The sequence below is a fragment of the Natronobeatus ordinarius genome (assembly GCF_024362485.1).
In the GTDB taxonomy this organism is placed as follows: Archaea; Halobacteriota; Halobacteria; order Halobacteriales; family Natrialbaceae; genus Natronobeatus; species Natronobeatus ordinarius.
Genome location: NZ_CP101456.1, coordinates 2765318 through 2777689, shown reverse-complemented (window position 1 = coordinate 2777689; position 12372 = coordinate 2765318). Strand labels below are relative to the sequence as shown.

11 protein-coding genes are annotated in these 12372 nt (G+C 64.6%); 3 read left to right on the top strand and 8 right to left on the bottom strand.

The window, feature by feature from the left end; genetic code table 11:
* Positions 1-29: 29 nt before the first annotated feature.
* Positions 30-770: a bacteriorhodopsin gene (locus NMQ09_RS14190; protein ID WP_255191234.1), complete on the bottom strand. Its 741-nt coding sequence runs from the start codon at positions 768-770 to the stop codon at positions 30-32.
* A 200-nt stretch (positions 771-970) separates the two neighbouring features.
* Here NMQ09_RS14190 and NMQ09_RS14185 point away from each other — a divergent pair, with 200 nt between their 5' ends.
* The gene (locus NMQ09_RS14185; RefSeq protein WP_255191233.1) at positions 971-1579 is read left to right on the top strand and encodes a hypothetical protein; all 609 of its coding nucleotides are present in this window, start codon (positions 971-973) and stop codon (positions 1577-1579) included.
* A 64-nt stretch (positions 1580-1643) separates the two neighbouring features.
* On the opposite strand, the gene NMQ09_RS14180 is transcribed toward NMQ09_RS14185, so the two are convergent.
* From NMQ09_RS14180 to NMQ09_RS14170, 3 genes are all read right to left on the bottom strand, one after another.
* Positions 1644-2642, bottom strand: a complete 999-nt coding sequence (locus NMQ09_RS14180; RefSeq protein ID WP_255191232.1) for a hypothetical protein — start codon at positions 2640-2642, stop codon at positions 1644-1646.
* A gap of 144 nt (positions 2643-2786) precedes the next feature.
* A complete protein-coding gene (pepF, locus tag NMQ09_RS14175; RefSeq protein WP_255191231.1) occupies positions 2787-4580 on the bottom strand; it encodes an oligoendopeptidase F in 1794 nt (597 codons plus the stop codon).
* Positions 4581-4728: 148 nt separating this feature from the next.
* Positions 4729-5595 carry a hypothetical protein gene (locus tag NMQ09_RS14170; RefSeq protein ID WP_255191230.1) on the bottom strand — a complete coding sequence of 289 codons (867 nt, stop codon included), beginning with the start codon at positions 5593-5595 and terminating at the stop codon, positions 4729-4731.
* A 599-nt stretch (positions 5596-6194) separates the two neighbouring features.
* Here NMQ09_RS14170 and NMQ09_RS14165 point away from each other — a divergent pair.
* A complete protein-coding gene (locus NMQ09_RS14165; protein ID WP_255191229.1) occupies positions 6195-6884 on the top strand; it encodes a helix-turn-helix domain-containing protein in 690 nt (229 codons plus the stop codon).
* 521 nt (positions 6885-7405) lie between these two features.
* Complete coding sequence (locus NMQ09_RS14160) at positions 7406-7993, top strand: calcium-binding protein (protein ID WP_255191228.1); 588 nt, start codon at positions 7406-7408, stop codon at positions 7991-7993.
* A 148-nt stretch (positions 7994-8141) separates the two neighbouring features.
* Here the strand turns inward: NMQ09_RS14160 and NMQ09_RS14155 are convergent, their stop codons facing one another.
* From NMQ09_RS14155 to aspS, 4 genes are all read right to left on the bottom strand, one after another.
* Entirely contained in the window at positions 8142-8927 is a 786-nt protein-coding gene (locus NMQ09_RS14155; RefSeq protein ID WP_255191227.1) for a 4-phosphopantoate--beta-alanine ligase, read from the bottom strand.
* Positions 8928-8985: 58 nt separating this feature from the next.
* The gene (locus NMQ09_RS14150) at positions 8986-9813 is read right to left on the bottom strand and encodes a pantoate kinase (protein WP_255191226.1); all 828 of its coding nucleotides are present in this window, start codon (positions 9811-9813) and stop codon (positions 8986-8988) included.
* Positions 9814-10148: 335 nt separating this feature from the next.
* Entirely contained in the window at positions 10149-10934 is a 786-nt protein-coding gene (locus NMQ09_RS14145) for a hypothetical protein (protein WP_255191225.1), read from the bottom strand.
* Between the two features lie 70 nt (positions 10935-11004).
* On the bottom strand, positions 11005-12309 hold the full coding sequence (gene aspS / locus NMQ09_RS14140; RefSeq protein ID WP_255191224.1) for an aspartate--tRNA(Asn) ligase: 1305 nt from the start codon (positions 12307-12309) through the stop codon (positions 11005-11007).
* Between the last annotated feature and the right edge of the window lie 63 nt (positions 12310-12372).

The window sequence follows — 12372 nt, the reverse complement described above, 5'->3', positions numbered from 1 at the left end:
GCGCACTACTCGCCTCAGGTGACTCGATCTCAGGCCGGTGACGCCTGCTCCGACGTCGGCGTCGGCGTGACGGCGCGCTCGAGCACCGCGTGGCTGCGCAGCAGGAGCAGCCCGAAGCCGACCTTCGCGGTCAGGTCGAGGGCCATGAACGCCGCGGTTTCCCAGTACAGCGGGAGGATGCCGAAGGTACCTTCGGTCCCGAGGATCCAGACCACGGGGTACAGCAGCCACAGCGCGATGAGCAGGTTCCGGAGCCTGCCGAACAGCGACCGCACCTCCGGGGACTGGGTCTGCGCCCGCTCGGAGAGGGTCCCGACGAGGACGTACAGCAACGCGAGCAGGAAGCCGGTGCTGATGCCCCACCACGCGATGCGGGTGGCGGGGGTCGCCGCGAACGCCGCGATGGTGCCAGTTCCGATCATGAGCACGTCGAGGCCGATCAGGGTCCCGATCGTGTTTCGGTCGGCTCCGGCCAGTAGCGCGAGGTCGAGCAGCAACAGCGGCGTGGTGAAGATCCAGTCGGCGTAGCGCGCCCAGTAGATCGTGAGCGCTTCGTCGCCGACCGTGACTTCGGTGACGCCGAATCCCGTCGCCATCGCGAAGTACATCGTCGCCGCGATAGTGGTGATGAAGATCGTGATGATGTAGAACTGCTGCATCTTCGGATCGCGGATGCCGCGTCCGCGGCCGACGAAATACAGCGTACCGAGGGTCATCCCGATCGTGCCGATCCACAGCCAAAGCGACTCCGGTCCTACGAGTTCGGACATAGCTGGAGGTAGAAAGCGACTAATATATCACCACAAGCCCTAACGGAATAATACACCCGTTCGTGTATCTCTGGCATTCTGACAGCGAGTTGAAAACCGTAGCGTATATTGGGATGGTCCGTGTCCGGAAGCCTGAACCGACAGCCGGCTGTGCCGACTCGGCAGGCTGGCTGTACCCGGTCTCCGTCCCCCACTCGACTATGCCCTCGACTGACCCGGACGATCCGATCGCAGACGCCTTGCTCGGCGACTCAACCTACGAACGACTGCGAGTACAGCGCTACGCACTAATCAAGCGGCGGATCCCCGAGAAGCTTCGCTGGCAGAGCGGTTTACTGTTGGCGCTCGCACTCGTCGTTCCGATCACGGCTACCTATCCGGCGTCGGTTCAGGCGGCTTTCCCCGGCAACGATCCGCTGTGGTCGTCCCCGCTCGTGCTCTGGCTCGGCGTTTACGCCGGCGTGATCCAACTCGCGACCGCAACGACTCTCGCCGCGGTCGCCGTCGTCCGCCGTCGCGGCGAATTCACGTACTCGGAGTCGCAAATCCGGACCCTCCTGAACGTCGAGGACGTCGCCTCCATGTTCGGGCTGGTGACCGGCGGCTTCGCTATCGTCCTCACTGTGGTCTTCTTCCTGTTCGGTCACATGGGAACCGAAACCGTGGAGGGGATCGTCGCCGCTGCGCCGCAAAATCCGTACGAACAGACTGCCGTTTCCGTCCCCGTGATCGCCGTCGGCGGTGCGGCCGCGATCAGCGCCGGGCTGGTCTACCTGGCCGGTCGGGCGCTCGCCCTCGAGTCGCCCTGACCGGGTGCTCGTCGTTCTCACGTAGGGTCGCGTGCTGAGGGCTCTCCAGTCCGCTCTCGGGCGACTACCTGAGAGTCCAGGAGGCGTCCAGCTCGGGTGTCAGCGCCAGCCGGAACGTCTCGGGGTCAGCCGACGCCGGAACGCGGAAGTGAAACTCTCCACGCTCGCTGTCGCCGGGCTCGAGTTCGTCGGCGTCGTAGGCGTCGTCGCCCCCGTCGGTTTCGGGATCGAACGTCTGGCCCGCTGCCACCAGCGTCACGCCGCGGATCGTCGGGTCAAGCACTGTCGTCGAGCCGACGTTCTCGGCCCGGAACGCGACGAAGACGGACGTCTCGTCCCCGTCGTCTTCCTCCCGAACGGACTGGACTTCGACGGCGAACCGCACCTCGTCCGTGCCGATCGTCACGACCTCGCCCATCGGCAACTCCTCGAGATCGAACTCCAGCCGGCGCGCCTCGGCGAGATCCACGGCCCACTCGGCGGCCACCGGCTCCCTGGCGCCCCACTCGGCGGTCAGTCGCACCTCCGCGTCCGTGTCCGCCGTCGGTACTTCGAAGACGGCGTACTGGACCGTCGACTCGCCGGGCTCGAGTTCCCGGAACGGCTCGTACTCGTCGGTGAGCGCCGTCCGCACGTGGCTGTGGCTGCTCCCGCCGGCGTGGAGTTCGATCGTCGAGGGGACGTCGACGGCCGAGTCGCCGACGTTCTCGGCCTCGAGCGCGACGGTGACGTAGTCGGCGTCTTCCGACGGCGTCTCGGTCGCGAGGAGCCCCTGCTCGGGCCGGTCCGTGACGAGCAGCGGCCGAACGGCCGGATCGATCGGCCGAAAGGCGAGTTCCTGGCTGCCGTCCTCGGTGTAAAACAGCACTGCCTCCCCCAGCTCCAGCGTCTCCTGGTCCAGTTCCGCGGGGGGCTGTTCGTCGGCTGACTCGTCCGCGTGGTCCTCCGTATCGTCGCCGTCGTCGGCGTCACTGCCTGCGTCGTCGGCGTCGGTCGCCGTACAGCCGGCGAGTGCGCTCACTGTCCCGATACCTGTCGTTACGAGATACTGTCGTCGATGCACAGCAGTGGCTCGAAGTCAGTGGTTGATAACACTTTCTTCTGATCGTTTTACTCAGGGTCAAAAACACACTCGAGAGCGATCTGTATCGTTCGTCCGGCTGTCAGTAGCCGTCGGCTGGCGCCAGCCGTTCGAAGCGTGTGTGGCTTACTCGAGTAACGCCTCGAACTCCGCGAGTCGCTCGTCGTACGTCGCGAGCGCCCGTTCGACCGGCCCCGACGCGCTCATGTCGACGCCCGTGATCCGGAGCAGGTCCAGCGGGTACTCGCGGGAGCCCCGACGGAGGAACTCGAGGTAGTCCTCGGCGGCCGGCTCGCCGTCTTCCAGCACGTGGTCGACGATGGCGAGCGCGGCGGAGATGCCGGTGGCGTACTGGTAGACGTAGAAGGCCCGGTAGAAGTGGGGAATGCGCATCCACTCGCGGGCGATCCGGTCGTCGACGACGGCGGGTTCGTAGTAGCGGTCTTTCAGGTCGCGGTAGCACTCGTCGAGCCGGTCGGCCGTCAGCGGCTCGCCCGTCTCCTCGAGTTCGTGGGCGCGGTGTTCGAACTCGGCGAACAGCGTCTGTCGGTACAGCGTCGAGCGAACCCGCTCTAAGAACTCGTTGAGGACGTGCATTTTGAACTCGGGGTCCTCGACGGTCTCGAGGAGGTGGTTCGTCAGCAGCGCCTCGTTGACCGTGCTCGCGACCTCGGCGACGAAGATCTCGTAGCCCGAGTAGACGAACGGCTGTTCCTCCTTGGTGAACTCCGAGTGCAGTGAGTGGCCGAGCTCGTGTGCCAGCGTGTACATCGAGGAGATGTCGTCCTGGTAGTTCATCAGGATGAACGGCTGGGTGTCGTACGTCCCGCTCGAGTACGCGCCCGATCGCTTGCCGGCGTTCTCGTAGACGTCGACCCAGCGCGAGTCGAGCCCCTCGGCGACGCGGGTCTGGTAAGCCTCCCCGAGCGGGGCGACCGCGTCGACGATGTACTCACAGGCGTCGTCGTACTCGACGTCAGGTCCCTCGCCACCAGTCAGGGGCATGTAGAGGTCCCACATCTGCAGCTCGTCGACCGCGAGCGCCTCGCGCTTGAGTTCGGCGTGGCGGTGGAGTTTCTCGAGGTTGTCGTTCACCGTTTCGACGAGGGTGTCGTACACCTCGACCGGGACGTTCGGGCCGTCGAGGGCGGCCTGGCGGGCGGTGTCGTAGTCACGCGCCCGTGCCAGTTTGACGTCGGCTTTGACGCTGTTCTTGTAGGTCGTAGCCACGGTGTTGCGGACCGACTCCCACTCGTCGAAGTAGGCCTCGTAGACGCGCTGTCTGAACGCTCGGTCGGGGTCTTTGAGCAGGTTGACGAAGTTGCTCTGGGTGATCTCGACGCGCTCTCCCTCGGGATCTTCGACCGACGGGAACCCCATATCGGCGTTCGAGAGCATGTTGTACACCTCTCCCGTCGCGCCCGTCACCTCGCCCAGATCGGCGAGCAGCGCCTCGACCTCCGCGGATCGGGTGTGCGGTTTCATCCGCAACACGTCGTCGACGTAGTGGTCGTACGTCTCGAGGTCGGGTTCGGCCTCGACCAGCTGCTCGAACTCATCGCGGGTCAGCTCCTGGAGTTCGGGTTCGACGAACGACGCCGCAGACTGGGCGTCGGCGTAGAGCGACTGTGCGCGGGCGAACATCGCCTGGTACTCCTGGTTCGTCGTGTCCTCGTCGCTTCGCATCCGGGCGTAGGCGGCGACCGTCGAAACCTCCCGCATCACCGCGTCGCGGAGCTCGAGGATCTCGAGCAGCGTCTCGGCGTCTGCGGTTGTCTGGCCCTCGTAGGCCGACAGCTCCTCGACTCGTTCGGCGACGGCCTCGGAGGCGGCCTCCCAGTCCTCATCGGTTGCGTAGACGCTCTCGAGGTCCCACGTGTACTCCTCGTCGACCTCGGAACGGTCGGGTACGGAACTCATGGGACCTGTTTCGAATCGCAACTGCTAAAGGATGACGAAGAACGCCGCTTCGGACCGCTCGAGTCGTCCATCGACGGCTACAATCGGTACTCGCTACTGGTCTGGCTTCATCCAGACGTGCTCGGCCACCCGCTGTGAATCGCCCGCGTCACCCCGACGAACGGAACCAGTCCACGTACTCTTCGGGCGTCGTCTCGGGGACGACGTCTTCCGGCAGATGACGCCACTCGAGGTGGTCCGTACCCGGTTCGGCGTCGGTCTCGAACCCCGGTGCTGCCGGCTCCCGTCGGCGATCTTCGCGTGGTGGCGGACCGTGCGCGTAGACGCCGTCGGGATGGTCGACCGTCCACACGTGCATCATGCAGGGCGTCTCACACGGGAGCAACACGTTGCCCCGACGGTAATCACCCTCGTAGACCTGCCGGTAGTACCACCACGCGACCCGCCCCGGCAGCCCGACGTGGGCGTGCCACGGCGAACAGCGCTCTGCGTCCGGTTCGTCAGTGCCGTACACCGACGGCGGCACGTCCATGGGCTCGCCGAACTCGGTCGCGACGAACATCACGCCGATCGGCTGCCACCACTCGTTGTCGACGAGGACGGACTCGGGCCGCGCCGGATCGAGCGTCCCCTCGTCGTCGATGAACTCGGGGCTGAGCCAGTGGGAGTAGCCCTCGGCCTCCGGCGAGCGCAACACGTCGAAGTAGGGGAGAAAGCCCTGGTCGAGCAGCGCCCCGACGGTCGGATACTGCGTCTCGAGCGTCTCCCGGGCCGCCGCCTGGAGTCGTTCCGTCTCCGGGCGGTCGTCCGCACAGCCGTCCATGCTCGCGTCCGGACAGTGGACCATACTCGGCTCGAGCGTCGCGTCGGGACAGCGCCTGGGCAGCCACCGCTCGCGTTCGTGCTCGTCCGTGGTCGCGCGTGAACTTCCCACGAACGGCAGAGCGAGTGAGCCACCCGACGCTCGCAACAGGGTTCGACGGGTGAGCTTCGAACCCGAATTCGTACCACTCATGTCGTGACTGGGCACATCGAACGAGGTTGTAAACCATGTTGGCGATCTGGGCGACCATCACGTGTGCTGGTCCGTTAGGCAGCGCAAACCGACTGGAATATGTCGTAGAGCTGTCACTCTTACTCACGGCCCTCCACGGTTGGCCCCGGTTCCAGCGGTGCGTGTCAGATTAGATATCATGTCTTCGATCTGCCCACTCGAGCGTAGTCCAGTGGTGCCGGTACATGGTACGGCGATCCGGCTATCACTCTCAGTTCGTCCCCCATGAACGGTGACTTTCACTGGACGTGCATTCGCAGTCCTCCGTTACGATGAGCTACTAGGTCACGCCACCCCGAAGGTACGATCCGTTCATCAGTCCTATAATTGATCTCTCAATATTAGTTGAATAATGATAGACTATTGGTTGATGCTATCCAAGTATGTGGTATGTGTACCCGATTCCGGTGCGATCGATGGAGGCCCGTCGTCCAGACCGGGGCGGGGTGGAGCCGACCGGTGCACCGGCAGTCGAACGTACACGAGGTGTCGAGATCGGGTTTCACCACCTTGCGGGTTTCGAACGGGACGAAAGCGAGCAGTCAACGTCCAGTGATACAATGACGGTCATCGTAGAGATCACGGTGCCGTCGGACGCGTTCATGTTCGGAACGGTGTTCGACGACGTTCCCGACGCGGTGGTCGAACTCGAACCTGTCGTTCCAATTCAGAGCGAGCGCGAGCGAAAGATGCTGCTCGTGTGGGTTTCAGCTGGCGATCCCGGCGCGGTCGAAACCTCATTGCTCGAGGCCGCCGATACGGAGGCTGTCGACAGGCTCACGACGACCGATGGAAAGACGCTGTTCGAGGTACAGTGGAGCGACGACATCAACGGAATCGTTCAGCCGCTGTTCAGGACGGGGGGACGGCTCCTCAAGGCGACCGGCACGGCGGACGCGTGGGAGTTTCACCTCCTCTTTAGCTCCCACGAATCGCTCTCGGAGTTCAACATGGCCGTTACGGACAACGACATCCCTGTCACCTTACAGAAGTTACACAACTCGGGGTTCCAGCGGGACGACGTCCGACCGGTGGACGACGAAATCACGCTCTCTGACAACCATCGAGAGACGCTCCTCATGGCCTATCGGAACGGCTACTACGAAGTACCGCGGTCGCATCCGCTCGACCAACTGGCGGAGAAAGAAAACGTGAGCGATAGCGCGCTTTCGAAACGACTTCGCCGAGCGACAGCGAGTCTCATCGAACACACGTTACTCGCTGACGGGGTCGAACTCAGGGCCGAGTGATCCGAAGATAGTGAACGCCGTTCGACAGCAGCGTCAACGGTGATCGTCGTCGAATCGATGACGAGATCTATCGGACGAACATCGTATCTCTTCCGAATGGTCCTTTCGTTCAACCGCACTATCGACCGAGAACGACCCGAACGGGGGCCGGTGGCCACTTGTTCGTGCTCGATGATAGGTAGTCGTTCGTAGCTGTCCGTTCGTATTCGAACGTTCGAGGGGGAACATCTGCGGGCGCTCTGAGGAATCCCCGGGGTTCAGTATCGAAGCCCTGTGTGCGATATCCACGTTCACCATCGTCTATGGGGGATTACATCCAGTACTGCCGTTCGTTCTATCGGGCCCACGGAGGGGATGTTCACAAGAACAAAAATCGTGAAACGAACCGAGTGGGGATGGATTGCCGTCCACCACAGTGACCGCACTAATCGTCGATGACGTTGGTCCCTGACGACGACGTCGACTCGGGCACCGAGCGTCGACGCACACACGAACAACTACCGAACACACAACGATAATACATGACGAACGAAATGCACGAACCGATGGGCGACTCGCGACGAAACTTCATGAAGAAAGGAGCGCTCGCTGCGACAGCGCTCGCAGTCGGAGCCGGTGCGACGGCCACCACCGGGTCCGTAGCGGCCCAGGAGGAAGAGGAAGAAGGCGAGGTCGTGATTCACGGTGGCGATTACTACCCAGGCGAAGAGTTCCTCGTTCTCGCTGAACTCGAAACGGGGTCCAAAGACGATCTACTCGAACACCTCGACGAAGACGAAGAGGAGTTTGATGATCACGGCGACTGGGACGTGTACCCGATCCGCATCGAGGTCGGTGGACCTGGCGGCCGACTGGGCTACATCATGGTCGAGAACGACGAAGTCGAAGCCGAACCCGGTGATACGGGAACGATGGGTGAGACCGCTTCCTTCAGAAGCTCCGAACTGAACCTGATGGAACTGGACGTCACCCTCGAAGCTGTCGACGAAGAGGAAGACGACGAAGAGGTCGACGACGAAGAGGTCGATGACGAAGAGGTCGATGAGGAGGAGGAGGTCGAGGATGAGCCAGAGGACGAAGAGGAAGAGGAGAACGACGACGGTTTCTAACTGTCTGAGGAGATCCCTCTGATTTCTCTTCGTTGCCTCGAGCAGGTCGCTTGCTGACAACGGCGTTTATAGACAGTCGGTGCGGACCAGCGGGCGGTCGCTCGAGTACTCCCGACACCCGGTCTCGAGCCGGCTGCCCCGTGCTGTCTTACTCCTCGAGGGCTCCGCGTCGGATCCGTGCTTCGGCCGCCTCGAGCGCCGTCTCGGGGTCGAACGCCTCGACGATCGCCTCGAGTTCGGCTTCGTCGGCGTCGGCGAGGTCGCGGGCGTGGGCCGTGACGTTCGGTACCGCACGGACGATATTGTCGACGATCGGGACGTCCGCGACTCGCGGCGAGCGCGAGAGCGGGTTGAGGTCGATCACGATCTCGGTCTTCCCCATCGCCGCCAGTGCCTCAGCCCGGTCGCCGTCCTCGAGCGGGACCATGACGACGTCGGCCGCGTAGATGCCGTCTTCGTCGACCCTGGCACGGGCGTGCTCGAGGTTCGGGAGGCGGGCATCGGCTTCGATCCCTTTCACCTGTTCGGCACCGTGGGCGAAGAGGTGGTCGGCGATCGCCTCGATGCGCTCGGGCGTCCGATTGAACAGGTTCACCTCGAGGTCGGCGTCGACGACGTCGGCGAGTTCGACGATCTCTTCGGGGACGAGCGCGGCGACGTTGCCGTTGACCGAGCAGACGGGGTGGTCGGCGAGTAAGAACGTCGCGGCGGCGGCGCGTTCGGCCTCGTCGGCGCTCGGGATCGTCTCCTCGCCCAGCAGATAATCGAAGGCGCTCCCGCGACCCTCGGCGTGCATTCCCTGGAGATGGGTGATGCCCTTCTTCACGCCCTCCTCGATCCGGTGTCGGGTCACGAGGTCGGTGTAGCGGGGGTGATCCTCGGGAATTTCCTCTTCGTGGTCGACCTCCGGCGGGGCGCTGTCGTACTCGCTCACGGCCGAACCCTGGTGATCGGCGATAAAAAACGGACCGAATCGACTCCGCCCACGCCGCTCACTGCAGCGTCGCGCCGGCCGGGTGCGTCGCACACACCGACGGCTCGTAGCCTGCGTCGGTGAGACCGGTGCCGAGCGCGAAGACCGTGTCGCCGAGCATCGCCATCGACGCCTGGCCGCCGACAGCGGCCACGTCCTCGATCGCCTCGTGCGTCCGTGACGTCAACAACTCCGCTTCGCGGGCAAAGCGCCTCGAGGCGTAGACGAACGAGGGGAGCGTCGGCTCCGCGACGATTCGCGAGAGCGCTTCCCTCCCCGCCCGCGTGAGCTGGTCGGTGTCGCCCGAGAGCACGTCGGCGGTCGAGAGTCCGCCGAAAGAGACGTACTCGACGCGAGCACGCGCCGGAATCGAGTCCAGTTCGTTGTGTGCCGGCGCGCCGGGCTCGAGCCGGATCGGGATGCCGCCGTGGGCCTGGGCGACGACGTCACCCAGTCCGGTCCCCGCCTGGACCTCCGCCCCGTGGGCGATCGTCACCAGTTCGTTCGTCGAGAGCCGCCGGTCGAAGACGCGGTTCGCCGCGAGCGCCGTCCCCAGCGCCATCGCGCCGGAGACACCGAAACCCGCCCCCAGCGGGAGGTCCGACTCGGCCTCGACTCGAGCACCCACCTCGAGCGTCTCGAGCACCGTCGTCACGGGATCGACGTCGATCGGCTCGCCCTCGAGGCGGAGTTCACCTCGTTCGGCCGGCCGAACCGTCACGGTCACCCCGTCGGTGAGCGTGAGTCCGGCCCCCCGGGAGCCGGCTTTCGTCGGGTCGTCGTCCGGATGCGCGCTGAAAAAACCGGTGATGTGCCCGGGAACGAACGCCGTCGCCTCGTCAGCCATTACTGGGCGTCGTTTCGTCCCCGACGATATAACGTTGAAGATTCGCCTGCCAACCTCTTTTACCGGGGTCCTCCCTCACCCGCTGCGCTCGTTCGGTCGAACCCCGGCAAAACCCGCTGATACTATCAGAATTCGGTACGTTCTGACTGCGAATTAGAACCGCTCTGCGGTTCTAATGATGCGAAAGAGCCGCCGGAGCGGGCTGAAACCTCGAGACGGCGGTGACCCGTTCGCTTCTCTCACGGATGCTTGCACGTTGGGGAAAAGGAAGTTCGCAGATTTGCCTCCTGGCTCGAGTGGCGTCAGCCGACCATCTCCGACAAAAACGAATCCGCTTACCGGTACGACCCCCAACCTGCCTCGAGTTCTCCGCTCGCGGTGACCCACTCCGACTGCGGCCCCGTGGCCTCGACGGCCACGCGATCCTCGTACCAGTTCCCGTTCCAGCCGCCGGTCCACCAGCTGTTCTCGCCGCGGAACGTCACCGACGCCGAGACCGCCGTGGCCGGGTCGGCCTCGTACTCGAGGCCGGCCAGGCTCGCGTACTCGTAACACCGTTCTGCCCCGCTCTCGCACGTCGTCTCGGTCACGTCGTATCGCGGCTCGAGCAACGGCTCGGCCCCGACCGGGTCGCGCGTGTCGACCTCGGCGTCGCTCTCGAGCCAGAGGGTGAGTTCGACGGACTCGTGGTCGCGGACGAACATCTCGGGGTCGTCAGGATCGTACTCGTCGGCGTCGATCTCTTCCGTCCAGCCTACGTCGCCCTCCTCGACGAACCGATAGTACTCGGGTTCGACGACGAACTCCTCGACGGCCACCTCGAGCATCGGGCCGTGTTCAGTCTCGACGATCCGGCTCGAGACCTCCTCGGGCCGCAGGGCGTGTGCCCCGTCGTCGATCTCCACGGCGACGATCGACTCTCCCTCGAGGGCGGGGGCCGGAACCAGGATCGTCGCGTTCGTCAGCGTGCCGTTCGTCGTCACGCGGACGTCGTACTCGTACTCGCTCGCGTAGCTGTCCTGGGAGAAGTACTCCCCGAGGAGGAACAGGCCACCGGCTAAAACGGCGACGGCGAGCACGACGATCAGCAGCCCGACTCCAATAGTGCGTCTTCGTATCATGGTTGCTTCCGGCCTCTCGCGGCACCGACGGGGAACGCACCTCCGTCTCGCTGGCTCCCAGGGTTCCCGCCTACGGCGACAACCGCTGGCGATCTCTCGGGAAGAGAACAGCCTCGCGGATGTTCTCGAGCTCGAGGATCGTCATCACGAGCCGCTCGCCACCGAGGCCGAAGCCGGCGTGGGGCGGCATGCCGTACTTGAACATCTTCGTGTAGTACTCGAACTCCTCGGGGTCGAGCCCCTGCTGTTCGAAGCCTTCCTCGAGCTTCTCGTAGCGGTGTTCACGCTGCCCGCCCGAAACCAGTTCCATGCGCGGGTGCATCAGGTCGAAGCCGGTCGAGAGCTGCTCGTCGTCGTCGTGATCTTTGATGTAGAATGGCTTGATCTCGCTCGGCCAGTCGGTGATGAAGTAGTGGCTGCCGACGTCCTCGCCGAGGGCCTTCTCGCCCTCGGTCGGGAGGTCGTCGCCCCAGACGAGCTGTTCGTCGAGCTTGCCCGTGGCGTTGATGCGCTCGATGGCCTCCTCGTAGGTGAGCCGGGGGAAGTCGCCCTCGGGCACCTCGAAGTCGTCCGCGAGGCCCAGCGTCTCGAGCTGGTCGGCGCAGTTCTCGGCGACGCCCTCGTAGGCGGCCGTGACGACCGCCTCGGCGACGTCCATCGCGTCGGTCGCGTCGCAGTAGGTGCCCTCGAAGTCGATCGAGGTCGCCTCGTTCAGGTGGCGGGGCGTGTTGTGCTCTTCGGCGCGGAAGATCGGGCCGATCTCGAAGACTCGTTCGAGGTTGGAGCCGGCGATCAGCTGCTTGAACAGCTGCGGGCTCTGGTTCATGAACGCCTCGCGGCCGAAGTAGGTGATGGGGAACAGCTCGGTGCCGCCCTCGGTCCCCGTGGCGACGATCTTCGGGGTCGTGATCTCGGTGCACTCGAGCTCGCGGAACTGCTCGCGGGCGGCCCGGAGGATCTCGGCACGGATCTCGAAGATGGCCTGTACCTCCGGCTTACGCAGGTCGAGCGTGCGGTTGTCGAGCCGCGTCGAGATGTCGGCGTCGACCTTCCCGGAGGGGTCCAGCGGCAGTTCGGGGTCGGCGGGTGCGACGACCTCGACCGACTCGGGCGTGACCTCGACGCCCGTCGGCGCGCGGGGTTCCTCCTCGACTGCGCCGGTGACGCTGACGACGCTCTCGCGGGAGGCGCCGAGTCCCGTCTCGACGAGGTCGTCGTCCATCTCTTCTTTCTCGAACTTGACCTGGATCTGCCCGGTCGTGTCGCGGAGAATCAGGAACGCGATGCCACCGAGGTCACGGACCTCGTGGACCCAGCCGGCGACGGTTACCTCGTCGCCTGGCTCGGCGTCTGCCGTGTAGGTTCTATCCTGCATACCACCCGATTGTCGGAGCCGGGACTTAAGCGCAATCGTTCTGTGTCACTCCCTCGAGCGACC

Bases quoted from the DNA above. Each gene is read 5' to 3' on its own strand.
- NMQ09_RS14190 (WP_255191234.1), bottom strand. From the start codon at position 770: ATGTCCGAACTCGTAGGACCGGAGTCGCTTTGGCTGTGGATCGGCACG.
- NMQ09_RS14185 (WP_255191233.1), top strand. From the start codon at position 971: ATGCCCTCGACTGACCCGGACGATCCGATCGCAGACGCCTTGCTCGGC.
- pepF (WP_255191231.1), bottom strand. From the start codon at position 4,580: ATGAGTTCCGTACCCGACCGTTCCGAGGTCGACGAGGAGTACACGTGG.
- NMQ09_RS14170 (WP_255191230.1), bottom strand. From the start codon at position 5,595: ATGAGTGGTACGAATTCGGGTTCGAAGCTCACCCGTCGAACCCTGTTG.
- NMQ09_RS14165 (WP_255191229.1), top strand. From the start codon at position 6,195: ATGACGGTCATCGTAGAGATCACGGTGCCGTCGGACGCGTTCATGTTC.
- NMQ09_RS14160 (WP_255191228.1), top strand. From the start codon at position 7,406: ATGACGAACGAAATGCACGAACCGATGGGCGACTCGCGACGAAACTTC.
- NMQ09_RS14150 (WP_255191226.1), bottom strand. From the start codon at position 9,813: ATGGCTGACGAGGCGACGGCGTTCGTTCCCGGGCACATCACCGGTTTT.
- NMQ09_RS14145 (WP_255191225.1), bottom strand. From the start codon at position 10,934: ATGATACGAAGACGCACTATTGGAGTCGGGCTGCTGATCGTCGTGCTC.
- aspS (WP_255191224.1), bottom strand. From the start codon at position 12,309: ATGCAGGATAGAACCTACACGGCAGACGCCGAGCCAGGCGACGAGGTA.